The following is a 22,938-nucleotide window of genomic DNA, read 5'->3' on the forward strand; positions in this document are numbered from 1 at the left end:
CGATTGTTTTGTCTCTGGAGGATCACAGTAATGACCACGGAAAAAGTTAAGTACGGCGTACATTCCGAAGCCGGCAAACTGCGCAAAGTCATGGTTTGTTCCCCAGGCCTGGCCCATCAGCGGCTGACCCCGAACAACTGCGATGAACTGCTGTTCGATGATGTGCTGTGGGTGGCCCAGGCCAAACGCGACCACTTCGACTTCGTCACCAAGATGCGTGAGCGGGATATCGATGTGCTGGAAATGCACAACCTGCTGACCGACATTGTCGCCATGCCCGAAGCCCTGGACTGGATTCTGGAGCGCAAGATCACCGCCAACCAGGTCGGCCTGGGCCTGGTCAACGAAGTCGGTTCGTGGCTGCGCAGCCTGGAGCCGCGCAAGGTCGCCGAGTACCTGATCGGCGGTGTATCGGCCGATGACCTGCCCACCAGCTTCGGTGGCAAGACCATCGAGATGTTCCGCGACTTCCTCGGCCACTCCAGCTTCATCCTGCCGCCGCTGCCCAACACCCAGTTCACCCGCGACACCACCTGCTGGATCTACGGCGGCGTGACCCTGAACCCGATGTACTGGCCGGCGCGACGTCAGGAAACCCTACTGACCACCGCCATCTACAAGTTCCACCCCGAGTTCACCAACGCCGACTTCCAGATCTGGTACGGCGATCCGGACCAGGAACACGGCAACGCCACCCTGGAAGGCGGCGACGTGATGCCGATCGGCAACGGCGTGGTCCTGATCGGCATGGGCGAGCGCTCCTCGCGTCAGGCCATCGGCCAACTGGCGCTGAACCTGTTCAAGCACAAGGCCGTGGAGCGCGTGATCGTCGCCGGCCTGCCGAAATCCCGCGCGGCGATGCACCTGGACACCGTGTTCAGCTTCTGCGACCGCGACCTGGTCACGGTCTTCCCGGAAGTGGTGAGCCAGATCGTCGCCTTCAGCCTGCGCCCTGACGAAAGCAAGCCCGGCGGCATCGATGTGCGCCGCGAGGAGACCAGCTTCCTCGACACCGTGGCCAAGGCCCTCAACCTCAAGGCCCTGCGCGTGGTGGAAACCGGTGGCAACGCCTTCGCCGCCGAGCGCGAGCAATGGGACGACGGCAACAACGTGGTGGCCGTGGAGCCCGGCGTGGTCATCGGCTACGACCGCAACACCTACACCAACACCCTGCTGCGCAAGGCCGGGGTCGAGGTCATCACCATCAGCGCCGGCGAACTGGGCCGGGGCCGTGGCGGCGGCCACTGCATGACCTGCCCGATCATCCGCGACCCGATCGACTACTAAGCGCCCCTATCCGACATAGCAGCTTGCCGTTGCTCCTACAAAGGGCCTCGGCAAGTGGACGACCGAAATCAAAGGAGATCCATCATGGCTTTCAACATCCACAACCGTAACCTGCTGAGCCTGGAACACCACACCCCACGTGAGCTGCGCTACCTGCTGGACCTGTCCCGCGACCTCAAGCGCGCCAAGTACACCGGCACCGAGCAGCAGCACCTCAAGGGCAACAACATCGCCCTGATCTTCGAAAAGACCTCGACCCGTACCCGTTGCGCCTTCGAAGTGGCGGCCTATGACCAGGGCGCCAACGTCACCTACATCGACCCCAACTCCTCGCAGATCGGCCACAAGGAAAGCATGAAGGACACCGCCCGAGTGCTGGGGCGCATGTACGACGCCATCGAGTACCGCGGCTTCAAGCAGGAAATCGTCGAAGAACTGGCGAAATTCGCCGGGGTTCCGGTGTTCAACGGCCTGACCGATGAATACCACCCGACCCAGATGATCGCCGACGTGCTGACCATGCGTGAGCACGCCGACAAGCCGATCCACGAGATCAGCTACGCCTACCTGGGCGATGCGCGCAACAACATGGGCAACTCTCTGCTGCTGGTGGGCGCCAAGCTCGGCATGGACGTGCGCATCTGCGCGCCCAAGGCCCTGTGGCCCCATGACGACCTGGTGCAGCGCTGCAAGCAATACGCAGAGGAAAGCGGTGCCCGCATCACCCTCACCGAGGATCCGAAAGCCGCGGTCAAGGGCGTGGACTTCATTCACACCGACGTCTGGGTCTCCATGGGCGAACCGGTGGAAGCCTGGGCCGAGCGTATCGAGCAACTGCTGCCCTACCAGGTCAACGCCCAGCTGATGAAAGCCACCGGCAACCCACGGACCAAGTTCATGCACTGCCTGCCGGCTTTCCACAACAGCGATACCAAGGTCGGCAAGCAAATCGCCGAGCAGTATCCGCACCTGGCCAACGGCATTGAAGTGACCGACGACGTGTTCGAGTCGCCCGCCTGCATCGCCTTCGAGCAAGCGGAAAACCGCATGCACACCATCAAGGCGATCCTGGTTTCGACCCTGGCCGACCTGTAATCCCCCTCCAGCACCGGCGCCGCCCAGGCGGCGCCGGCACCGGACTCTAGAAGGACTGCATTATGCGTATCGTCGTTGCACTGGGCGGTAACGCCCTGCTCCGCCGTGGTGAACCCATGACCGCGGACAACCAACGCGCCAACATCCGCATCGCCACCGAACAGATCGCCAAGATCCACCCCGGCAACCAACTGGTGATTGCCCACGGCAATGGCCCGCAGGTCGGCCTGCTGTCGTTGCAAGCGGCGGCCTATACCCAGGTTTCGCCCTACCCGCTGGACGTGCTAGGCGCCGAGACCGAAGGCATGATCGGCTACATCATCGAACAGGAACTGGGCAACCTGCTGGACTTCGAGGTGCCGTTCGCCACCTTGCTGACCCAGGTGGAAGTGGACGCCAAGGACCCGGCATTCAAGAACCCGACCAAGCCCATCGGCCCGGTCTACAGCAAGGAAGAAGCCGAGAAGCTGGCCAAGGAAAAAGGCTGGGCCATCGCCCCGGATGGCGACAAGTACCGCCGGGTAGTGGCCAGCCCGAAACCCAAGCGCATCTTCGAGATCCGTCCGATCAAGTGGCTGCTGGAAAAAAGCAGCATCGTGATCTGCGCCGGCGGTGGCGGCATCCCCACCATGTACGGCGAGGATGGCAAGCTCAAGGGCATCGAGGCCGTGATCGACAAGGACCTGTGCTCGGCGCTGTTGGCCGAGCAACTGGAAGCCGACCTGCTGGTGATCGCCACCGACGTCAACGCGGCGTTCATCGACTTCGGCAAACCGACCCAGAAGGCCATCGGCCAGGCCCACCCGGACGAAATCGAGAAGCTGGGCTTTGCCGCCGGCTCCATGGGGCCGAAGGTCCAGGCCGCCTGCGAATTTGCCCGGCACACTGGCAAAACCGCAGTGATCGGTTCACTCTCGGACATCGAAGCGATCGTCCAGGGCAAGGCCGGCACCCGCATCAGCACCGCGCAACCTGGCATCAGTTACCTGTAAGACGCTTGCAGTGAAAACTCGGGGCAGGCCCGGCGCCTGCCCTCATTTCAAAGCCCTGGAGGAGAGAAGCCTATGGCCATGTTTGAGCCCGGTCACCTGCATATCGAGCGCCATGCGCTGAACAAGGACGACTTCAGCTACAACCTGTGCATTGACTACGAAGTGGCCCACGATCCCAAGGAGGGCAAGGGCATGCTGTTCACCCTGCACGGCACCATCGAAGACAAGTCCCTGAAGGAGCAGTTCTTCCTGGCCAAGGACCTGGCTTTCGACTTCGCCCGCCACGCCACCCGCCTCGCCCAGCAGCACGGCCTGCCCAAGAGCGCCAGCATTGCCTCGATGCACAAGTACTACGACGAAATGTTCGAGGACGTACGCAAGCAACTGGACGTCAAGCCCGGCGACCCGGTGAAACCCGAGCACCTTGCATAACCCCCGATCCCCTGCTGGGGCCGACGTGCCGGCGAACTGACCACGGCCCTGCATCGCTGCCCGGCCCGCCTTCGCCGGCTAGCCGGCTCTTGCGGCATGCGTGACGATTTCGACTAAGCCCCTGCCCCAAGGCATACTGGCCACCCTCCGCTTTGCAGAACCGTCAGTCACCCCATGCGTATCCACGTCAGCTTCATCGACCGCGTCGGCATCACCCAGGAAGTCCTGGCCCTGTTGGGCGGGCGCAACCTCAACCTGGATGCGGTGGAAATGGTGCCGCCCAACGTCTATATCGATGCCCCGACCTTGAGCCCCCAGGTGCTGGAAGAACTGCGCGATGCGCTGTTCAACGTACGTGGCGTGCAGGCGGTAACGGTGGTGGACATCCTTCCCGGGCAACGCCGGCACCTGCAACTGGACGCCCTGTTGGCGGCCATGACCGATCCGGTGCTGGCCCTGGACAGTGCCGGCAAAGTGCTGCTGGCCAACCCGGCGCTGATCGCCCTGTATGGTCGCGAACCGGCCGGGGAAAGCGTCGCCGAGCTGTTTGTCGACCCCGCACTGCTGGAGGCCCTGCTGGAAAACGGCTTTCGCCTGCCGCTGCGGGAAATCACCGTCAATGGCCAGACCCTGCTGCTGGACGCCACTCCCATTACCGACGCCGGTGCCCTGCTGACCCTGTACCCGCCCAACCGCATCGGTGAACGGCTCTCGGCCCTGCATCACGACCACGCCGAAGGCTTCGATGCCCTGCTCGGCGAATCACCGGCGATCCGCACCCTCAAGGCCCGGGCGCAGCGGGTCGCAGCGCTGGACGCACCACTATTGATCCAGGGTGAAACCGGCACCGGCAAGGAACTGGTGGCCCGCGCCTGCCACGCCATCAGCGCCCGCCACGGCGCGCCGTTCCTGGCCCTGAACTGCGCGGCGCTGCCGGAAAACCTGGCCGAGAGCGAACTGTTCGGCTATGCCCCCGGCGCCTTCACCGGCGCCCAGCGCGGCGGCAAGCCGGGGCTGATGGAGCTGGCCAACCAGGGCACGGTGTTCCTCGATGAAATCGGCGAGATGTCGCCCTACCTGCAGGCCAAGCTCCTGCGCTTTCTCAATGACGGCAGCTTTCGCCGGGTCGGTGGCGATCGCGAGATCAAGGTCAACGTGCGCATCCTCAGCGCCACCCATCGTGACCTGGAAAAAATGGTCAACGAAGGCACCTTCCGCGAAGACCTGTTCTATCGCCTCAACGTGCTGAACGTGGAAGTGCCACCGCTGCGCGAACGCGGCCAGGACATCCTGCTGCTGGCCCGCTACTTCATGCAGCAGGCCTGCGCGCAGATCCAGCGGCCGGTGTGCCGGCTGACACCGGGGACCTACCCGGCGCTGCTGGGCAACCGCTGGCCGGGCAACGTGCGGCAATTGCAGAACGTGATCTTCCGTGCGGCGGCGATCTGCGAGAGCAACCTGGTGGACATCGGTGACCTGGACATTGCCGGCACCTCGGTAGCCCGCCAGAACGATGCCGAAGTGGCCAGCCTGGAACAGGCCGTGGAAACCTTCGAGAAGGAGCTGCTGGAAAACCTCTACGTCAGTTACCCCTCGACCCGGCAACTGGCCAACCGCTTGCAGACCTCCCATACCGCGATTGCCCATCGCCTGCGCAAATACGGCATTCCCAGCAAGGCCTGAGCTTGCGCCTGCCGCTCTGAAAGCGACCTCCATCTGTACTGAAAGCGCTACAGTGGAACGATTTCGCTACAAAGCCTTGCAATCGCAGCCGTGCAAGGCTTTGATCCTCAAAGCCTTTTTTCCGCACCCCGTGCTGTAGCGTTTTCGCTACGGCCGTGAAATTCCATTCTCTACAAAAAACACTCAACCCCTTGATTTACAAAGGCCAAATAAATATTGGCCGTGTTCTTGCTATGGACATTGCCATTCGGCTCGGCGCTGTCCGAGCATTCAATCGCGTCCACCAGACGAGTCTGGCCCCTGAGGAGTTTCCATGAGCGAGTTGCGTTTTACTGAAGATCACGAATGGCTGCGTACCGAAGCGGATGGCAGTGTCACCGTCGGCATTACGGCTTTCGCCCAGAACGCCCTGGGTGATGTGGTGTTTGTGCAACTGCCGGAGCTGCAGGGCTACGACAAGGGCGCCGAAGCCGCCACCGTGGAATCGGTGAAAGCCGCCAGCGGCGTGTACATGCCCCTGGACGGTGAAGTGGTCGCCACCAACCCGGCCCTGGAAGACAGCCCGGAACTGGTCAACGAAGACCCGCTGGGCGAAGGCTGGTTCTTCCGCTTCATCCCTGCCGATGCCGCTGCCGTTGGCCAATTGCTGGACCAGGACGCCTACGACCGCCTGATCAAAGCCAGCGCCGAAGCCTGAGGAGCCGCCATGACCGTCAACCTGAGCACCGCCAACGAATTCATCGCGCGCCACATCGGCCCGCGCCAGGGCGATGAGCAAACCATGCTCAATAGCCTCGGCTTCGACTCCCTGGAAGCCCTGAGCGCCAGCGTGATTCCCGAGAGCATCAAGGGCACCAGCGTACTGGAGCTGGGCCAGGGCCTGAGCGAAGCCCAGGCCCTGGCCTCGATCAAGGCCATCGCCGCCAGGAACCAGCTGTTCAAGACCTATATCGGCCAGGGCTACTACAACTGCCATACGCCGTCGCCGATCCTGCGCAACCTCCTGGAAAACCCCGCCTGGTACACCGCCTACACCCCGTACCAGCCGGAAATCTCCCAGGGTCGCCTGGAAGCCCTGTTGAATTTCCAGACCCTGATCAGCGACCTGAGCGGCCTGCCGATCGCCAACGCCTCGCTGCTGGACGAAGGCACCGCCGCCGCCGAAGCCATGACCTTCTGCAAGCGCCTGAGCAAGAACAAGGGCAGCCACGCCTTCTTCGCCTCGCAGCATTGCCACCCACAGACCCTCGATGTGCTGCGCACCCGTGCCGAGCCCCTGGGGATCAACGTGGTGGTGGGCGATGAGCGCAAGCTGACCGACGTCAGCCCGTTCTTCGGCACCCTGCTGCAATACCCGGCAAGCAACGGTGACCTGTTCGACTACCGCGAGCTGACCGAGCGTTTCCACGCTGCCAACGCCCTGGTGGCCGTGGCCGCCGACCTGCTGGCCCTGACCCTGCTGACCCCGCCCGGGGAATTCGGCGCCGACGTGGCCATCGGCAGTGCCCAGCGCTTCGGTGTGCCCCTGGGCTTTGGTGGCCCGCATGCGGCCTACTTCGCCACCCGCGATGCCTTCAAGCGCGACATGCCCGGCCGCCTGGTGGGCGTCTCGGTGGACCGTTTCGGCAAGCCGGCCCTGCGCCTGGCCATGCAGACCCGCGAGCAGCATATCCGCCGCGAGAAGGCCACCAGCAACATCTGCACCGCCCAGGTCCTGTTGGCCAACATCGCCAGCATGTATGCCGTGTACCACGGTCCCAAGGGCCTGACCCAGATCGCCCAGCGCATCCACCAGCTGACCGCGATCCTGGCCAAGGGCCTGGTCCAGCTGGGCTTGACCGTGGAGCAGGAAAGCTTCTTCGACACCCTGAGCCTGCGCACTGGTGCCAACACCGCCGCGCTGCACGACAAGGCACGCGCCCAGGGCATCAACCTGCGGGTGATAGACGCCGAGCGCCTCGGTCTGTCCCTGGACGAAACCACCACTCAAGCCGACGTTGAAACCCTGTGGAGCCTGCTGGCCGACGGCAAGCCCGCGCCGGACTTCGCGGCACTCGCGGCGGCGGTCACCAGCGCCATCCCCGCTGCCCTGGCACGCCAGTCGGCGATCCTCAGCCACCCGGTATTCAACCGCTATCACTCGGAAACCGAGCTGATGCGCTACCTGCGCAAGCTGGCGGACAAGGACCTGGCCCTGGATCGCACCATGATCCCGCTGGGCTCCTGCACCATGAAGCTCAACGCCGCCAGCGAGATGATCCCCATCACCTGGGCCGAGTTCGGCGCACTGCACCCCTTCGCTCCCGCCGAGCAAAGCGCCGGCTACCAGCAACTGACCACCGAACTTGAAGCGATGCTCTGCGCTGCCACCGGCTACGACGCGGTGTCGCTGCAGCCCAACGCCGGCTCCCAGGGCGAGTACGCCGGCCTGCTGGCCATTCGTGCCTATCACCAGAGCCGTGGCGACGAGCGCCGCGATATCTGCCTGATTCCCTCCTCGGCCCACGGCACCAACCCGGCCACCGCCAACATGGCCGGCATGCGCGTGGTGGTCACCGCCTGCGACGCCCGCGGCAACGTCGACATCGAGGACCTGCGGGCCAAGGCCATCGAGCACCGCGAGCACCTCGCCGCGCTGATGATCACCTACCCGTCCACCCACGGCGTGTTCGAAGAAGGCATCCGCGAAATCTGCGGCATCATTCACGACAACGGCGGCCAGGTGTACATCGACGGCGCCAACATGAACGCCATGGTCGGCCTCTGCGCCCCGGGCAAGTTCGGTGGCGACGTGTCGCACCTGAACCTGCACAAGACCTTCTGCATTCCCCATGGCGGTGGCGGCCCGGGCGTCGGCCCGATCGGCGTCAAGTCGCACCTGGCACCCTTCCTGCCCGGCCATGCCGCGCTGGAAAACAAGAAAGGCGCGGTCTGTGCCGCTCCGTTCGGCAGCGCCAGCATCCTGCCGATCACCTGGATGTATATCAGCATGATGGGCGGCGCCGGCCTCAAGCGCGCCTCGCAGTTGGCGATCCTCAATGCCAACTACATCTCGCGCCGCCTGGAAGAGCACTACCCGGTGCTCTACACCGGCAGCAACGGCCTGGTGGCCCACGAATGCATCCTCGACCTGCGTCCTTTGAAAGACAGCAGCGGCATCAGCGTCGATGACGTGGCCAAGCGCCTGATCGATTTTGGCTTCCACGCGCCGACCATGTCGTTCCCGGTGGCCGGTACCCTGATGATCGAGCCGACCGAAAGCGAATCCAAGGAAGAACTGGACCGCTTCTGCGATGCCATGATCCGCATCCGCGAAGAAATCCGCGCAGTGGAAAACGGCGCCCTGGACAAAGACGACAACCCGCTGAAGAACGCTCCGCACACCGCGGCCGAACTGGTGGGCGAGTGGTCCCATCCATACAGCCGTGAACAGGCGGTGTACCCAGTGGCATCCCTGGTGGAAGGCAAGTACTGGCCGCCGGTTGGCCGGGTCGACAACGTGTTCGGCGACCGCAATCTGGTGTGCGCCTGCCCTTCGATCGAGAGCTACCAGGACGCGTAAGCCGTCCATCACTAGAGAGCCGTGCCCCTGCAGATACCGCGTATACCTGTAGGAGCCGGCTCGCCGGCGATGAGCGATAACGCATCAATCGGGTAGAGCAGCGGCTGCCTGTATCGCGGGCAAGCTAGCTCCTGCAAGTGCTTGCTTGCCGATCAATACAATAAGAAACCGGAGAACCAACATGTCCCTGAGTGTGTTCGACCTGTTCAAGATTGGCATCGGCCCCTCCAGCTCCCATACCGTCGGCCCGATGCGCGCCGCCGCGCGTTTTGTCGAAGGCCTGCGTCGCGATCAACTGCTGGCCAGCACCACCTGCGTCAAGGTCGAGCTGTACGGCTCGCTGGGCGCCACCGGCAAAGGCCACGGCAGCGACAAGGCGGTGCTGCTGGGCCTGGAAGGCGAGCACCCGGACACCGTGAATACCGAAAACATCGCCGCGCGCCTGCAGGAAATACGCAGCAGCGCGCGCCTCAACCTGCTCGGCGAACACAGCATTGCGTTCAACGAGAAAGAACACCTGGCCATGATCCGCAAGCCCCTGGCCTATCACCCCAATGGCATGATCTTTCGTGCCTTCGACAGCGCCGGTTTGCAGATCCGCAGCCGCGAGTACTACTCCATTGGCGGTGGTTTCGTCGTGGATGAAGATGCCGCCGGAGCCGATCGCATCGTTGAAGACACCACCCGCCTGACCTTCCCTTTCCGCAATGCCAAGGAACTGCTGCAACATTGCGCTACCTATGGCCTGTCCATCAGCCAGGTGATGCTGACCAATGAAAGTGCCTGGCGCCCGGAAGCTGAAACCCGCGCCGGCCTGCTGAAGATCTGGCAGGTGATGCAGGACTGCGTGGATGCCGGCTGCCGCAACGAAGGCATCCTGCCCGGCGGGCTCAAGGTCAAGCGCCGTGCCGCGGCCCTGCACCGCCAGTTGTGCAAGCACCCGGAAGCGGCGCTGCGCGATGCCCTGTCGGTGCTGGACTGGGTCAACCTCTATGCCCTGGCGGTGAATGAAGAAAACGCCAACGGCGGACGGGTGGTCACAGCCCCCACCAATGGCGCGGCCGGAATCATTCCGGCGGTGCTGCACTACTACATGCGCTTCATTCCCGGGGCCAACGAAGACGGGGTGGTGCGTTTTCTCCTCACCGCCGCAGCCATCGGCATCCTCTACAAGGAAAACGCCTCGATCTCCGGCGCCGAAGTCGGCTGCCAGGGTGAAGTGGGCGTGGCCTGCTCGATGGCGGCCGGGGCCTTGTGCGAGGTCCTCGGCGGCAGCGTGCAGCAAGTGGAGAACGCCGCGGAAATCGGCATGGAACACAACCTCGGGCTGACCTGTGACCCCATTGGCGGGTTGGTGCAGGTGCCCTGCATCGAGCGCAACGCCATGGGCTCGGTCAAGGCCATCAATGCGGTGCGCATGGCCCTGCGTGGCGACGGGCAGCACTTCGTCTCCCTCGACAAGGTCATCCGCACCATGCGCCAGACCGGCGCCGACATGAAAAGCAAATACAAGGAAACCGCCCGTGGCGGTCTGGCCGTGAACATTATCGAGTGCTGATACGCAGCCTGTATCCGCACGTTTTTTTCAGGAGTTGCCCATGTCCACCGAAACACTGTTGAAAACCCCGCTGCACAGCCTGCACCTGGAACTCGGCGCCCGCATGGTGCCGTTCGCCGGCTACGACATGCCGGTGCAGTACCCGCTGGGAGTGATGAAGGAGCACCAGCACACCCGTGAACAGGCCGGGCTGTTCGATGTGTCCCACATGGGGCAGATCCTGCTGCGCGGCGCCAATGCCGCCCAGGCCCTGGAGACCCTGGTGCCGGTGGATATCATCGACTTGCCGGTGGGCATGCAGCGCTACGCCATGTTCACCAACGAACAGGGCGGCATCCTTGATGACCTGATGGTGGCCAACCTGGGGGACGAACAGCTGTTCCTGGTAGTCAACGCCGCCTGCAAGGACCAGGACCTGGCCCACCTGCGCCGCCACCTGGGCGAGCAATGCGACATTCAACCGCTGTTCGAGGAACGGGCCCTGCTGGCCCTGCAAGGCCCGGCTGCGGTCACGGTGCTGGCGCGCCTGGCGCCGGAGGTGGCGCAGATGACCTTCATGCAGTTCAAGCCGGTGACCCTGCTGGGCGTGGACTGCTTTGTCAGCCGTTCGGGCTACACCGGCGAAGACGGTTTCGAAATCTCGGTGCCGGCGGCCCAGGCGGAAAAACTCGCCCGTGCCCTGCTGGCCGAGCCGGAAGTAGCGGCCATCGGCCTCGGCGCCCGCGACTCCCTGCGCCTGGAAGCCGGCCTGTGCCTCTATGGCCATGACATGAACAGCGACACCACGCCGATCCAGGCCAGCCTGCTGTGGGCCATCTCCAAGGCACGTCGTGCCGATGGCGCCCGCGCCGGCAGCTTCCCCGGTGCCGAGGTGATCTTTGCCCAACAGCAAGGCGGTGTCAGCCGCAAACGCGTCGGCCTGCTGCCCCAGGAACGCACACCGGTACGTGAAGGTGCAGAGATCGTCGACGCCGAAGGCAAGGTTATCGGCAGCGTGTGCAGCGGCGGTTTTGGTCCGACCCTGGGCGGCCCCTTGGCCATGGGCTACCTCGACATAGAGCACTGCGCACTCGATACGCCAGTTGCAGCAATAGTTCGTGGGAAAAAGGTGCCAATGCTTGTAAGCAAAATGCCATTCGTGCCACAACGCTACTACCGCGGCTGAGGGACTGTTTCTATAAGTAACGCGGTTGCGTTAAAAGTGCACTAATCTGTAACGCAACCGCCATAAAACAGTGCATATTTTCGATACTGAACTTCACTTATAACGCCCGAAAACAATTGAACAACTCTATCGAATAAGCCCCGTACGCTAGTTCCGCCAAACCTCGGCAAGCTGAGTAAAACCGGGGCTTCGCGGGGCTTGTTTTTTCTCCCATAGTTGGCGTAGAGTTTCCCCACTGTGTTTGCATGGGTCGCTTGGAATCGTGACCTGGGCAGTAGCTAACAAGTTTGCTACAACCCGTTCGACGTCTCTTACTTTCCTGCAACCCAGCCCAGTACTCTTTCATGAGAAAGAGACTGTCATTAATTTTTTAGCGTCAAAGGAAATAAGAAATGTCCCAACGTCAGAGCGGTACCGTCAAGTGGTTTAACGACGAGAAAGGTTTTGGTTTTATCACTCCAGAAAGCGGTCCGGATCTGTTCGTACACTTCCGCGCCATTCAGGGCAACGGCTTCAAGAGCCTGAAAGAAGGCCAAAAAGTGACCTTCATCGCTGTGCAAGGCCAGAAAGGCATGCAGGCTGACGAAGTACAAGCAGAAGCTTAATCGTCTGTAACGAAAAAGCCCCTGATGCTGACATCAGGGGCTTTTTTGTGCGCGCAATTCCGTAAAATGGCTTCTTTTTTCAGTCGAGAGCCTGTCATGTCGAAACATCTGCTAAGCCCCCAAGGCGAGTTCCCCGCCGCCGGCCTGGGTCGTCGCCTGGCAGCGATGTTCTATGATTTCCTGCTGTGCGTTGCCCTGCTGATTGTCACGGGCGGCGTCTACAAGCTGATCCAGATGCAGATCATCGGCGAGGCGCGGATGCGTACCCTGACCGAATCCGGCGCCCTGGACGGTGACCCGTTGTATTCCACGGTGCTGCTGTTCGTACTGTTCGGTTTCTTCGCCAAGTTCTGGACCCACTCCGGCCAGACCCTGGGCATGCAGGTCTGGGGTATCCGGGTGCAGAACGCCGACGGCAGCCGTATCAGCCTGTGGCAGGCGCTGTTGCGCTTCATGGTGTCGATCGCGTCCTGGCTGTGTGCCGGCCTGGGCTTCTTCTGGGTGCTAGTGGACAAGCAGAAACGCAGTTGGCACGACATCTACTCCAACAGCCAGCTGGTGCGCATTCCCAAGCAGAAGAAGTAAGCCCGCCGCCTACAAAAACGCCCCGACAGATCGGGGCGTTTTTTTAAGCGAGCAGAAGAACCGATCAGGCGTTGCCCGCCAGTTTCATCCGCGCGGCCTGGGTGAAATCCAGCATGCGCTTCAGAGGGCGGAGCGCATTGGGGATCAGCGCCGGGTCGACGCTGATCTCGTTGCTGCCATCCTTCAGGCACTGCAGGGTACGCTCCAGGGTATTCATGGCCATCCACGGGCAATGGGCACAACTGCGGCACGCCGCACCATTGCCGGCCGTCGGCGCCTCGATGAACACCTTGTCCGGGCACAGCTGCTGCATCTTGTAGAAGATGCCGCGGTCGGTGGCGACGATGAAGGTCTTGTTCGGCAGGCGCTGCGCGGCAGCAATCAGCTGACTGGTGGAGCCCACCGCATCGGCCAGTTCGATCACCGAGCTGGGGGACTCCGGGTGCACCAGAATGGCCGCATCCGGATACAGCGCCTTCATGTCTTCCAGCTGCTTGGACTTGAACTCCTCGTGAACGATGCAGGCACCGTCCCAGAGCAGCATGTCGGCACCGGTCTGGCGCTGGATGTAGGTGCCCAGGTGCTTGTCGGGGCCCCAGATGATCTTCTCGCCGTTATCCATCAGGCTTTCGACGATTTCCAGGGCGCAACTGGACGTCACCACCCAGTCGGCACGGGCTTTGACCGCCGCCGACGTGTTGGCATAGACCACCACGGTGCGCTCGGGATGCTGGTCGCAGAATGCCGAGAACTCTTCCACCGGGCAGCCAAGGTCAAGGGAGCAGGTGGCTTCCAGGGTCGGCATCAACACCCGTTTTTCAGGGTTGAGAATCTTCGCCGTCTCACCCATGAAGCGGACCCCGGCAACCAGCACGGTCTTGGCCGGATGGGCATTGCCGAAGCGGGCCATTTCCAGGGAGTCGGACACGCAGCCACCGGTTTCTTCGGCCAGGGCCTGAATCACCGGATCACAGTAGAAGTGTGCAACCAGCACCGCATCCTGAGCCTTGAGCTCGGCAGCGATGGCGGCACGCAGATGGGCCTCTTGCGCAGCGCTCAAGGGTTTGGGCTGCTTGGCGTCGAGGTGGGCTTGAACCAGAAGGCGTTCAGAAATTTGCGTCATGTTCGCAAGACCTGCAGGCGCTTGAGGCGCGAAAGTCGAGTATACCACCGGCTCCGGACCGCTTAAGGCCCCGCCGGGAGAGTGAGTTCATCAGGTACGGACAACATTGGAGCCGCGCAAGGCTACAGAATATCCAGGGTATTCAAAAGCCTATTCTGCCCAACAGCCGCGCCCTACCCTGCCGGCGGCACCTGCACCCGGGCAAAAGCCACCGTCACACACAACCCGCGTTTGGCCCGTTGGTCGGAGTAATCCAGCCAGACCCGGCCGGCATGCCGATCGGCAATGGCCTTGACGATGGCGAGCCCCAGCCCGGAGCCCACTTCATCGCTAGCCCGCGATGGAAAGGGTCGAACACGCGCTCGCGCTCAGCCACGGCAATACCCGGCCTCGAGTCGCTGACCTGCAGCAGGTCCTGCTTGTCCACCAAGCCGGCCACATCACGGGCAATGGCCTGGAACTCGGCCAGGTCGCCCAGCCTGGAGGCCGTGGCCCCGGTAGCCTGGGCTGAAGCGGCAGTGCCGGGCTTGGGCGCATCGGCAGGCTTGGAACACCCCGCGGCCAGCCCCAGTAGGGCAATCATGGAAAGAGTCGTGGTGTAGCGAATGGCAGAGCGGATAAAGGCCATGATGAGTCCTTGAGTGAGGGTCGGATAATCAGTGGGAAAGGCGCTGACGGTTGTTGACGTTGAGCTGCGCGACGGTCACCAGCAAAAGAATCACGCAGAGGAAGATTGCGCTGGTCCAGGTGGCGCCCAGGCCCAGGCCACCGTAGGTCTTGGCTTGTGTCAGCAGGTCGCCGAGGGCGGCGCCAAACGGTCGAGTAAGGATGTAGGCGATCCAGAAGGTCAGCACCGCATTGCCCCCCAGGCGCCAGGCCACCAGGGTCACGGCAATCAGTGCGGCAAAGATCAGCGCTCCCAGGGTAAAGCCGAGCCCCAGCGCCTCGGGGGCCAGGTCCCCGGCAGCGGTTCCCAGGGCAAAGGTGCAGAACACGGTGGCCCAGTAGAACAGCTCGCGTCGCGGGGTAACGATCTGGCGGATCGACAGATTGCGCTCAACGGCGTACCAGACAGCGAAATTGACCGCCAGCAAGCCTGCAAACACTGCGGTGCTGAGGTACAGGCTGATGCCCAGCTGATCGGTGAGCACATCGGTGATCTGGGTCCCGACGATGCTCACCAGGACCACGCTCAGCCAGTAGATCCATGGCGTGTAGGCCCGGCTGCGGAACTGCGCGAACAGCGCCAGCCCCAGCAACAGGGCCATGCCGATGCTGGTCACGCCCTGCCCCAGGCCGGCGTCGACGGCCAGGTAGTCGGCGCAGGTTTCGCCCACGGTGGTGGACATGATCTTGATGATCCAGAAGGACAGCGTCACCTCCGGAACCTTGTTCAGCCAATCGGTCTTGCTCAGCGGCTTCATCGGGTGCCTCTCCATAACGGCGCGTGTATTGGCGCGAGGCAGAGGCTACGAGGGAAAACTTAGCTGGAACTGAGGGCACCCCGAACGGGCCGGCTTCGATCACCAAGCAATGCGCTGCAAGGCCCCAGGGTCCAGCAGCCAGGTGAGCACATCGGGGCTATTGATCACCGAGCCATGGTGGCGCTGCTCGTCCCGCCAGTAGCGATTGTCCTGGGCCGGATCGAGCCCCAGGCCCGGGGCCAGCCCCTCGGCACTGCGCCCGGCGGACAACAGCACATCCACCGCGCGCCCCTTCAGCGGTACCGCCTGCCATTGGGACAGCAGCAGGATATTGCCGTGCACGCACTCGCGATTGACCAACTGCGCGTCCACCAGGTCATCGACGTAGGCATACTGCGGATCGGCCGCCAAACGCCGGGCAATGGCGTCAGGGGCCAACCCTCGAAGCTCGGCCAGCAGCGGCGGGTCCACCAACAGCAGCGGCCTGGCGGGTGCCGTGCTGCGGGCCACGCAACAGGCCGCCACATAAGCGCCGAAGGAGTAACCGAGCACCGCGTCCAGGGTCGTCAGCTCATGCTCTTGGGCAATCTGCCGGGCCAGGTCTTCGACACTGGAATAGGGCCAGTAGTCGCTGTAGTTGACCTGCACCAGCGACACCCGCCCCTTGAGTGCCCGGCCCAGGGCGGAAAAACAGATCGGATGGCCGACGAAGTCGGGAAAGCAGATCAGTTTCATTGACGTTGCCCCGCCGCGACAAAGGATTCGAGAAATGCCCTGGCCTGCGGCTCGGGCAGATAGCTGTTGAGCAGCACTTCGCAGCCCAGCGCCGACTTGACCACCGTCAGGTCGAGCAGGGTCTTGGGCCACTCGCTAACCGGGTTGGCAATCCGCGTTTGCAACCACCGGGCGTCACTGGCCGGCAGCTCGACGAAATTGCACAGGAACGCCGGAGCAAAGCCGTACAGGCCCAGGGCCGCGAGTATTTCCTCGTAACCCAAGGCCGCCCGGGCCAGCTTGGCATTCAGGTAATCCATGCAGGCCTGTGGCTCGCAGCCTTCGGCGAAGCGCCCGGGAGCCAGGGGCACGGGCACCGTGTAACTGGAGAATCCGCTGATCACCGAACGCTCAGCCCAGGCGAACAATAGATTGACGATCGGCGCCTCTATCCCCAAGCCCTCGGCACAGCCCTGGCGAAACGCCTGCAACAGGTGGAACAGACGCTGCGGCGAGGCCAGCTTCATCGGGTCCATGGCCAGTGCCGCGCGCAACTGCAGCGCCTGGGCAGTGGCCGCCGGCGCCGGGACATCGGCCAGCGGCGCGTACTCCTCGGCCTCTTGCTCCCAGGCCTCGGTGCCGGCATCTGCCAGACGCTCATATTCCTCGGCCTGCATCAGGTTATTGCCGACAAAGGAAAAATCCGCCACCGGCGGCGACTGCACGCCCAGCGCCAACTGTTCCACGCTGCGCAGCAGGCTCAACTGGCCGACATGGTTGCCAAGGATGTGGTGCAGCCACAGCCCCAGGTGCAAGGTGCCGTCGATGCGCACCTTGAACAGGCTGCACAGGTCCTGCTCGAACAGTGACAGCGGCCGCTCAAGGAAATGCTCCACGCAGGCCTGCTGGCTGGGAAACTCCGCCACAGGCTCCAGCCACAGGCGCGCCGGCGGCTCGGGGGCCAGATCAAGACAGTACTCGCCCTCGACCCGCGCCACCCGACAGCCCGCCAGTGGATAGCGCTGCTTCAAGCCCTGGGCCAACGCCTGCAGGTCCAGCCCGGCGGCCGGCAACTGCTCGGGCCGGAACAGGTAGAGCACGTTGTTGGCCCGTAGATCCTTGTTGAACAGTTCGGCATACACCATCGACAACTGGCTCTTGTTCAAGCCGATCCAGCGGCTGTCGCCGGCAGCCGGCAACCGCCCGGAACCGCTGCGCAGCGCCTCCCGGGCGTGGCTGGCCGAGGTGGCGCGGACCACGGCAAAACGCCCCAGGTGAGTATTGATCGAAAATCCTGCATGGGCGGCGGGCAAGGACTCCTGCTCCGACTCGATCACGTAGTACTCCTGCGCACCGTTTTCCAGCAGGGACGCCAGGCCGGGTTGGGCCTGTAGCCAGTCCAGCAACTGGCCCAGGGTGGCCATGCGGTAGAACTGCTCCAGGCCCAGGCCTTCCCAGCCCAGGTGACGGTTCACCGTGCCCACCAGCTTGATCGCCGCCAGCGAGTTGCCACCGCTGTCGAAGAAGCTGCGCTGCAGGTCATGAGCCGACACGCCGAAACGCGCGAGAAAACGCCCTGCCGGCGAGTCGTCCGTGTCAGTGGCCGGCTGCCCGAGACACAGGCGCTGCTTGAGCTCAGCAATATCCAGCTTGCCGGAAGAGCGCAGGGCAAAGCGCTCAACCTCGACAAATCGCGACGGCACCATGAACGGCGGCAGGCTTTGCCGGCCATAGTCGGCCAGCACCCGGGGCTCGACCCCAGGCGCCTTGAGGTACACCAGCAGCAACTGCGCTTCGGTTCCCTGGTCATCCAGCAACACCACACAATCGAGCATTCCCGGGTAACGCTTGAAGGCGGCGGCGACCTCGGTCAGCGACAGGCGCTGGCCACGCAGCTTGATCTGGTCATCGCTGCGGCCATGGAAGTGATAGAGCCCCTGGCCATCCCGGGAAACCAGGTCGCCACTGCGGTAGCAACGCAGCGTCCGGCCCTGCCATGGCAGGTCGATGAAGCGCTCCCGGGTCAGCCCGGCATCCCCCAGATACCCCGGGGACAAGCCGCCCCCGGCGATCAGCAGCTCGCCGGGTTCATCCACCTCGCACGGCTGCCCGTCAGGGCGCAGCAGCAACAGGGTGGCATCGTCCACGGCCTGGCCGATGGGAATGTCCCGGGTGCTGTCGAAGCTGCGGGGAATGGCATAGATACAGGTACCCATGGTGTTTTCCGTGGGGCCATAACCGTTGTAGAGAACCAGCCCATCGGCGGCAGCATAGGCCTGGCGGACATGCCCTGCGGACAGGACCTCACCGCCGACCATCAGCCGCTTGACGCCCCGCAGCCAGCCGCGGTCGATATCGACGAAGGTGTTGAACAGGGTCGAGGTCAGCCACAGGCTGTCGACCCCGGCCTCGTGGATGTAACGATGCAGGTGTTCCAGGGTCAGGGCGCCGGGAACATGGATATGCAATTCGCCGCCATTGAGCAGCGCGGTCCAGATCTCGAACTGCGAGGCGTCGAAGGTCAGGTTCGAGGCGTACAGCATGCGAAAGCCCGGCTGCAGCGGAAAATGTCGCGGCCGGTCGCAGAACCCCAACACCCCGCGATGGGTACAGGGAATGATCTTCGGCGCGCCGGTGGTACCGCTGGAAAAGTTCACGTACACCGGCTCGGCGCCGCATAGCGGCGGCCAGCACGCAGCCTCGTCCGTGGGCGCGAGCAACTCATCCAGCGCCAGATACCCCGGGCCATCGGCAACCTCCGGCGTGACCCGCCAGCACACGCCACTGCGTTCACACACCGACTGGTTCCACTGGGGCGGGTTGTTGCGGTCCAGATAGCAGTACGACAGGCCGGCCCGCACCATGCCCACCAGCAGCACCAGTTGTTCAATCGAGCGTTCCACCTCCAGGCCCAGGGTGCTGCCAGGCGTCAGGCCCAAGCCCAGCAAGCGGGCCGCCACCTGTGCCGAACGCTGTTCCAGCTCCCGGTAGCTGAGCCGTGCGCCGTTGCAGCTCAGCGCGGTATCCGTGGCATGCCGGGCGAAGACGTCGTCCAGGCACGAAGCAATAGATAGATGAGCCATGCCGTCACGCTTCCCTGTGCTTGATCAGGTTGATTCCAGGGGCGAAGAACGCCGCGCCGTTGTAGTGCGCCAACGCCTGCCCCAGGTCCATCTCGACCCGCTGCAGGTGCTCCAGCCAATCCTTGCCGGCCACCAGGTAGTCGAGGCAACGAGCGATATTGCGCTCCACCGTGGCTTCCCCTGCCGGGCACTGCACGCTCTTGCGCCCGTGATGGTAGGCATCGTCGCGGTAACCGTTACCGCAGCGGGACACGTTGATGATGTCGATGTTGCCCATTTGCGGCGAGAGCTCCAGGGTCAGGCTGACCCGCCCGACATTCACCAGCCGCGAGCGGCCAGCCCCGTTGCCCTGCGGATTGAGCAGGGCCAGCAACCGCGGGAACAAGGCGCTGATATCAGCATCGATGCACAGGAAGATCCGGGTGAACTGCCCGGCCATCGCCCCCGGCTCGGCCAGCAGGTCGAGCACCTGCACCGGCAGGCCCGGGTCGATGGCGGCGGGGTTGAGGTCCGCGACCCAGATCCGCGCACCATGACAGGCCGCCACCAGGCTCAGCATCTTGCCCACCAGGCCCATGCCCACCACCAGGATCTGCTCCCCCGCCTGCAATTGCGCACGGTCCACCGCATGCACCGCAGTGGCACCCAGGGTGGCAAGAATCGCCTGGTCCTGGGTCAGTGGCGGCGGTACCTTGCACACCAGCCGCTGGGGCACCTGGATCCAGTTGGAATGGGTGGCAATCTTCCAGCCCATGGCCACCACCCGGTCCCCCGGCTGCACGCCTTCCACCTCGGGCCCCACGGCGCTAACCACCCCGGCCGCGCAATAGCCCAGCGGCAGTTGCTCGCCAGTCTCGCGTACCTGCTGCAGGTAATGACGCTCGGTGCCCGGGCTGACCATGGAGTAGTCCACCGCCACCTGCACTTCAGTGGCCGCCAGAGCGGCCAGAGGTTCATGCACGGCGATCACGCCATCGGCGCCACAGGCGGTGAGTGTGTATCGGCTGCTGCTCATCAGGCCTCCCGTCCGGTCAGGCGATCCAGGCACTGGGCAAACCCTGGAAATGAAGTCTGGTAGCAATGCCCTTCGAGGATGGTGGCCTGCAGCCCGTGAGCCAGCAGCAGGACGTGGGCGGTCATCGACAGGCGATGGTCACCGAAAGTCGGGATCGCTCCCTGCACACTGGGCACCTGCCCGCCTTCCACCCGCACGTCGTAGCCGTCGACCTGGTAGTCCAGGCCCAGGGCATTGAGCATGCTGCGGGTGGCGGCGATCCGGTCCGACTCCTTGAAGGTCAGCTCGTAGAGGTCACTGAAGGTCGCGCTGCCGGGCAGCACGCAGCTGATGGCCAGGGCCAGCGGCACTTCGTCGATCATTGCGTGGAACTGGTGCTTGTCGCGCAAGTCGTGAGCCCTGGGCTGGCCACCCCCGCGCAGCAGCAGGCGGCCCACCGGCTCGCCATGACGAATGCTGTCCACCTCCAGGGTCAGGTTGAAACCACAGGCCAGCAGCCAGTTGAAAAAGCCCAGGCGCGTAGGGTTCAGGCACACATTGTCGAAGCTCAGGCGCTGCTGCTCCTGGTGGCGGTTGCACAGCAGGAACAACGCCGCCGGATAGGCAATGGCCGAGGGGTCGCGAGGGATGCTGATCTCCTCGGGAATCGCGCAGTCCCGTGGCTGGTAGTGAATCTGCAACTGCTCGTCCTGCAGCCGGTCGCCAAAACTGTTGATGATGCGCTGGGTGTGATCCCGGGCCACCACCGGGTACCGGATCGACATCGGCTTGCGTGCCGCCACCCCGGCAAACAGCAAGGTGCTGATGGCCTGGGCGCTGCCGATGTGGATCTGCGCCGCGCCGCCGCGGAATGCAGCCTGGTGGATACGGATCGGCAGCGCGCCCGGACGCCCCAGGTACTCCAGGTGGGCGCCCATCTGGTTCAGGGGCTCGACGATCCAGTCGAAGGGGCGGTTGCGCAGGGTTTCGTCGCCATCGACGATGCACGGCACATTGAGTCCCACCAGCATCCCGATCAGTAACCGCGCGGCCGCGCTGGAGGGCCCCAGGTCGACCCGCCGCTCGTGGGTCGCCTGGGCGAACTCACCGCTGATCTCCAGGGTCTGGGGCGTCTGCCCTGGCGTCACCTCAAGGCCCAGTTGCTGCAGGGCATCGAGCAACAGGGTCACCGCCTTGCCGCGGTTCAGGTCCCGCAGGCGCACCGGATGCCGGGCCAGGGCGGCAAACAGGATCATCCGATGGCTGATGGACTTGTCCGATGGCAGGTAGCCGTCGATGTTGGCCCAGACTTGCTGTTGGCGGCCGAGGGTGAAATCGATGGGCCGGTCCGGGTAATCGATCATGGGCTACTCCTGTATTTGGCGGGGTTGATCAGTTCGGCGTCGTCCACCAGCGCTTCGTCCTCGAAGTGGTCGCCCACCCCGGGGCCCGCGGGCAACACCAGCGGCTGGGTTTCATAGAAGCGCCGACGGTTCTTCTTGCGTTCAAGGCCGAGGTTGAAGCCCCCAAGGTCCACTCCCCAGCTTTCCAGCCGGCCATGGGTGATGGCGCTGTCCACCAGGGCCTGGCCCATCTCGGTGCGGATCAGCGCGCGGCCGTGTTTCTGTTCTTCGGAACCGTTGAGGCTGGCTTCGAAGATGTTGGGGTCGCCGTCACACACGCTGACGTCGGCCAGCCCGCTCATCCAGTCACCGCAACTGAGGCAGCGAAAGGTCTTGTTGTCCTTGAGCTTGCCGAGGATCTCCCAGAAATCGATGCCAAAGGTCTGGCTGTCCAGCAAGGTGACTTGCAGCCGGCCGGGGTAATCGCCTTCGCGGTACTTGATATCGCGCACCTGCTGCGGGTCTTGCCCCAGCACCTCGCTGATGATGCTGTGGGTGCCGGCCGGCAGGGTGTTGGAGGAGCAGGCGGTCTCGATCACGCAAATGATCCGGCTGCGGGCCCAGTGGCCGATGGCCGTGTCCCGGCGCTGCAGCTTGCGGATCGCCTGGACGTGGCAGGCCAGCCCCACCACGGCGATGCGCGCGTCCGGCTGCTGTTCGTAGCATTCGCGCAGGGCATTGAGGTAAGGCGCCAGCTGGTAGGTGGACTGGGCATTGTTGATGATCGCCGCTGCAGCGCTGCCCAGTTGCGGCGCGCTGCGCCAGCCCTGCCCCGGATGACGGCCCATGGTCAGGGTCAGGTCCACGTCAAAGTGCTCCCGGGCGGTCAGCAGCAAGGTGGTGGCGGTACCGCCACTGGCCGAGCGCCGGACTATCTGCGGGTCGGTGGAACGCGCACCGATGGCCTGGCGGCTGATCCCCAGCCAGCGCTCTTCGGCGCGGCGGGTACGGCCGAACAGTTCCAGTTCGGAGCGATCGGTATCCGGCTGCAGCCCCGGGCACACCGCCAGGCACTCGGTGCAGCTTTCACAACTGTCGCCGATGCCCTCGAGCAGCGGCACCACCCGGTCCGGGTCGAAAACGATTACCTGCTGTGGGCACACCAGGGCGCAGGCGCCGCACCCGGCGCACAGATTCTGATCGAGCACCGTCAATTTCAATAACATCCCTGTCATCTTGGATAAGCCTCGTGTGCCGTTTTCCGGGTGCAGCCGGCCGCGCCCCCGCGAACCG

19 protein-coding genes are annotated in these 22,938 nt (G+C 63.9%); 11 read left to right on the forward strand and 8 right to left on the reverse strand.

Features of this window, described 5'->3' with window-relative positions:
• Nucleotides 1–30 precede the first annotated feature (30 nt).
• The 11 genes from arcA to PFLCHA0_RS23560 all read left to right on the forward strand — a co-directional run bounded on the left by arcA (nucleotide 31) and on the right by PFLCHA0_RS23560 (nucleotide 12,964).
• On the forward strand, nucleotides 31–1,287 hold the full coding sequence (gene arcA, locus PFLCHA0_RS23510; protein ID WP_011062889.1) for an arginine deiminase: 1,257 nt from the start codon (nucleotides 31–33) through the stop codon (nucleotides 1,285–1,287).
• Nucleotides 1,288–1,371: 84 nt separating this feature from the next.
• Nucleotides 1,372–2,382 carry an ornithine carbamoyltransferase gene (locus tag PFLCHA0_RS23515; RefSeq protein WP_015636749.1) on the forward strand — a complete coding sequence of 337 codons (1,011 nt, stop codon included), beginning with the start codon at nucleotides 1,372–1,374 and terminating at the stop codon, nucleotides 2,380–2,382.
• A gap of 62 nt (nucleotides 2,383–2,444) precedes the next feature.
• On the forward strand, nucleotides 2,445–3,374 hold the full coding sequence (gene arcC, locus PFLCHA0_RS23520; RefSeq protein WP_011062891.1) for a carbamate kinase: 930 nt from the start codon (nucleotides 2,445–2,447) through the stop codon (nucleotides 3,372–3,374).
• Nucleotides 3,375–3,446: 72 nt separating this feature from the next.
• Complete coding sequence (locus PFLCHA0_RS23525) at nucleotides 3,447–3,806, forward strand: DUF5064 family protein (RefSeq protein ID WP_011062892.1); 360 nt, start codon at nucleotides 3,447–3,449, stop codon at nucleotides 3,804–3,806.
• 174 nt (nucleotides 3,807–3,980) lie between these two features.
• The gene (locus tag PFLCHA0_RS23530; protein WP_015636750.1) at nucleotides 3,981–5,489 is read left to right on the forward strand and encodes a sigma-54-dependent transcriptional regulator; all 1,509 of its coding nucleotides are present in this window, start codon (nucleotides 3,981–3,983) and stop codon (nucleotides 5,487–5,489) included.
• Nucleotides 5,490–5,802: 313 nt separating this feature from the next.
• A complete protein-coding gene (gene gcvH / locus PFLCHA0_RS23535) occupies nucleotides 5,803–6,186 on the forward strand; it encodes a glycine cleavage system protein GcvH (RefSeq protein WP_011062894.1) in 384 nt (127 codons plus the stop codon).
• 9 nt (nucleotides 6,187–6,195) lie between these two features.
• Nucleotides 6,196–9,051 carry an aminomethyl-transferring glycine dehydrogenase gene (gene gcvP / locus PFLCHA0_RS23540; RefSeq protein WP_015636751.1) on the forward strand — a complete coding sequence of 952 codons (2,856 nt, stop codon included), beginning with the start codon at nucleotides 6,196–6,198 and terminating at the stop codon, nucleotides 9,049–9,051.
• Between the two features lie 181 nt (nucleotides 9,052–9,232).
• Nucleotides 9,233–10,609 carry an L-serine ammonia-lyase gene (locus PFLCHA0_RS23545; protein WP_015636752.1) on the forward strand — a complete coding sequence of 459 codons (1,377 nt, stop codon included), beginning with the start codon at nucleotides 9,233–9,235 and terminating at the stop codon, nucleotides 10,607–10,609.
• A 40-nt stretch (nucleotides 10,610–10,649) separates the two neighbouring features.
• On the forward strand, nucleotides 10,650–11,774 hold the full coding sequence (gene gcvT, locus PFLCHA0_RS23550; RefSeq protein ID WP_015636753.1) for a glycine cleavage system aminomethyltransferase GcvT: 1,125 nt from the start codon (nucleotides 10,650–10,652) through the stop codon (nucleotides 11,772–11,774).
• A 392-nt stretch (nucleotides 11,775–12,166) separates the two neighbouring features.
• On the forward strand, nucleotides 12,167–12,379 hold the full coding sequence (locus PFLCHA0_RS23555) for a cold-shock protein (protein ID WP_007977299.1): 213 nt from the start codon (nucleotides 12,167–12,169) through the stop codon (nucleotides 12,377–12,379).
• 96 nt (nucleotides 12,380–12,475) lie between these two features.
• The gene (locus PFLCHA0_RS23560; RefSeq protein WP_011062898.1) at nucleotides 12,476–12,964 is read left to right on the forward strand and encodes an RDD family protein; all 489 of its coding nucleotides are present in this window, start codon (nucleotides 12,476–12,478) and stop codon (nucleotides 12,962–12,964) included.
• 64 nt (nucleotides 12,965–13,028) lie between these two features.
• Here PFLCHA0_RS23560 and nadA read toward each other — a convergent pair whose 3' ends face one another.
• The 8 genes from nadA to PFLCHA0_RS23600 all read right to left on the reverse strand — a co-directional run bounded on the left by nadA (nucleotide 13,029) and on the right by PFLCHA0_RS23600 (nucleotide 22,871).
• Nucleotides 13,029–14,087: a quinolinate synthase NadA gene (gene nadA / locus PFLCHA0_RS23565; protein ID WP_015636755.1), complete on the reverse strand. Its 1,059-nt coding sequence runs from the start codon at nucleotides 14,085–14,087 to the stop codon at nucleotides 13,029–13,031.
• 173 nt (nucleotides 14,088–14,260) lie between these two features.
• Nucleotides 14,261–14,410, reverse strand: a complete 150-nt coding sequence (locus tag PFLCHA0_RS32140) for an ATP-binding protein (RefSeq protein WP_324608119.1) — start codon at nucleotides 14,408–14,410, stop codon at nucleotides 14,261–14,263.
• 333 nt (nucleotides 14,411–14,743) lie between these two features.
• On the reverse strand, nucleotides 14,744–15,511 hold the full coding sequence (locus PFLCHA0_RS23575; protein ID WP_015636757.1) for a COG4705 family protein: 768 nt from the start codon (nucleotides 15,509–15,511) through the stop codon (nucleotides 14,744–14,746).
• Nucleotides 15,512–15,610: 99 nt separating this feature from the next.
• Nucleotides 15,611–16,246: a thioesterase domain-containing protein gene (locus PFLCHA0_RS23580; protein WP_015636758.1), complete on the reverse strand. Its 636-nt coding sequence runs from the start codon at nucleotides 16,244–16,246 to the stop codon at nucleotides 15,611–15,613.
• A complete protein-coding gene (locus PFLCHA0_RS30950; RefSeq protein ID WP_015636759.1) occupies nucleotides 16,243–19,308 on the reverse strand; it encodes a non-ribosomal peptide synthetase in 3,066 nt (1,021 codons plus the stop codon). The genes PFLCHA0_RS23580 and PFLCHA0_RS30950 overlap by 4 nt, the downstream gene beginning before the upstream one ends.
• 4 nt (nucleotides 19,309–19,312) lie before the next feature.
• Nucleotides 19,313–20,323 (reverse strand): zinc-dependent alcohol dehydrogenase, encoded by a 1,011-nt coding sequence (locus PFLCHA0_RS23590; RefSeq protein WP_015636760.1) that lies wholly within the window; start codon nucleotides 20,321–20,323, stop codon nucleotides 19,313–19,315.
• Nucleotides 20,323–21,666: a 3-phosphoshikimate 1-carboxyvinyltransferase gene (locus PFLCHA0_RS23595; RefSeq protein ID WP_015636761.1), complete on the reverse strand. Its 1,344-nt coding sequence runs from the start codon at nucleotides 21,664–21,666 to the stop codon at nucleotides 20,323–20,325. Before PFLCHA0_RS23595 ends, PFLCHA0_RS23590 begins: the two co-directional genes overlap by 1 nt.
• The gene (locus PFLCHA0_RS23600) at nucleotides 21,663–22,871 is read right to left on the reverse strand and encodes a Coenzyme F420 hydrogenase/dehydrogenase, beta subunit C-terminal domain (RefSeq protein ID WP_011062905.1); all 1,209 of its coding nucleotides are present in this window, start codon (nucleotides 22,869–22,871) and stop codon (nucleotides 21,663–21,665) included. Before PFLCHA0_RS23600 ends, PFLCHA0_RS23595 begins: the two co-directional genes overlap by 4 nt.
• Nucleotides 22,872–22,938 lie beyond the last annotated feature (67 nt).

Source organism: Pseudomonas protegens CHA0 (assembly GCF_000397205.1).
GTDB classification, from domain to species: domain Bacteria; phylum Pseudomonadota; class Gammaproteobacteria; order Pseudomonadales; family Pseudomonadaceae; genus Aquipseudomonas; species Aquipseudomonas protegens.

Coding starts and splice junctions, on each gene's coding strand:
- gcvT (WP_015636753.1), top strand. CDS start 10,650: ATGTCCACCGAAACACTGTTGAAAACCCCGCTGCACAGCCTGCACCTG.
- PFLCHA0_RS23580 (WP_015636758.1), bottom strand. CDS start 16,246: ATGAAACTGATCTGCTTTCCCGACTTCGTCGGCCATCCGATCTGTTTT.
- PFLCHA0_RS23530 (WP_015636750.1), top strand. CDS start 3,981: ATGCGTATCCACGTCAGCTTCATCGACCGCGTCGGCATCACCCAGGAA.
- PFLCHA0_RS23590 (WP_015636760.1), bottom strand. CDS start 20,323: ATGAGCAGCAGCCGATACACACTCACCGCCTGTGGCGCCGATGGCGTG.
- PFLCHA0_RS30950 (WP_015636759.1), bottom strand. CDS start 19,308: ATGGCTCATCTATCTATTGCTTCGTGCCTGGACGACGTCTTCGCCCGG.
- PFLCHA0_RS23560 (WP_011062898.1), top strand. CDS start 12,476: ATGTCGAAACATCTGCTAAGCCCCCAAGGCGAGTTCCCCGCCGCCGGC.
- PFLCHA0_RS23515 (WP_015636749.1), top strand. CDS start 1,372: ATGGCTTTCAACATCCACAACCGTAACCTGCTGAGCCTGGAACACCAC.
- arcC (WP_011062891.1), top strand. CDS start 2,445: ATGCGTATCGTCGTTGCACTGGGCGGTAACGCCCTGCTCCGCCGTGGT.
- gcvH (WP_011062894.1), top strand. CDS start 5,803: ATGAGCGAGTTGCGTTTTACTGAAGATCACGAATGGCTGCGTACCGAA.
- PFLCHA0_RS23595 (WP_015636761.1), bottom strand. CDS start 21,666: ATGATCGATTACCCGGACCGGCCCATCGATTTCACCCTCGGCCGCCAA.
- arcA (WP_011062889.1), top strand. CDS start 31: ATGACCACGGAAAAAGTTAAGTACGGCGTACATTCCGAAGCCGGCAAA.
- PFLCHA0_RS23545 (WP_015636752.1), top strand. CDS start 9,233: ATGTCCCTGAGTGTGTTCGACCTGTTCAAGATTGGCATCGGCCCCTCC.
- PFLCHA0_RS23600 (WP_011062905.1), bottom strand. CDS start 22,871: ATGTTATTGAAATTGACGGTGCTCGATCAGAATCTGTGCGCCGGGTGC.
- PFLCHA0_RS23575 (WP_015636757.1), bottom strand. CDS start 15,511: ATGAAGCCGCTGAGCAAGACCGATTGGCTGAACAAGGTTCCGGAGGTG.
- gcvP (WP_015636751.1), top strand. CDS start 6,196: ATGACCGTCAACCTGAGCACCGCCAACGAATTCATCGCGCGCCACATC.
- PFLCHA0_RS23555 (WP_007977299.1), top strand. CDS start 12,167: ATGTCCCAACGTCAGAGCGGTACCGTCAAGTGGTTTAACGACGAGAAA.
- nadA (WP_015636755.1), bottom strand. CDS start 14,087: ATGACGCAAATTTCTGAACGCCTTCTGGTTCAAGCCCACCTCGACGCC.
- PFLCHA0_RS23525 (WP_011062892.1), top strand. CDS start 3,447: ATGGCCATGTTTGAGCCCGGTCACCTGCATATCGAGCGCCATGCGCTG.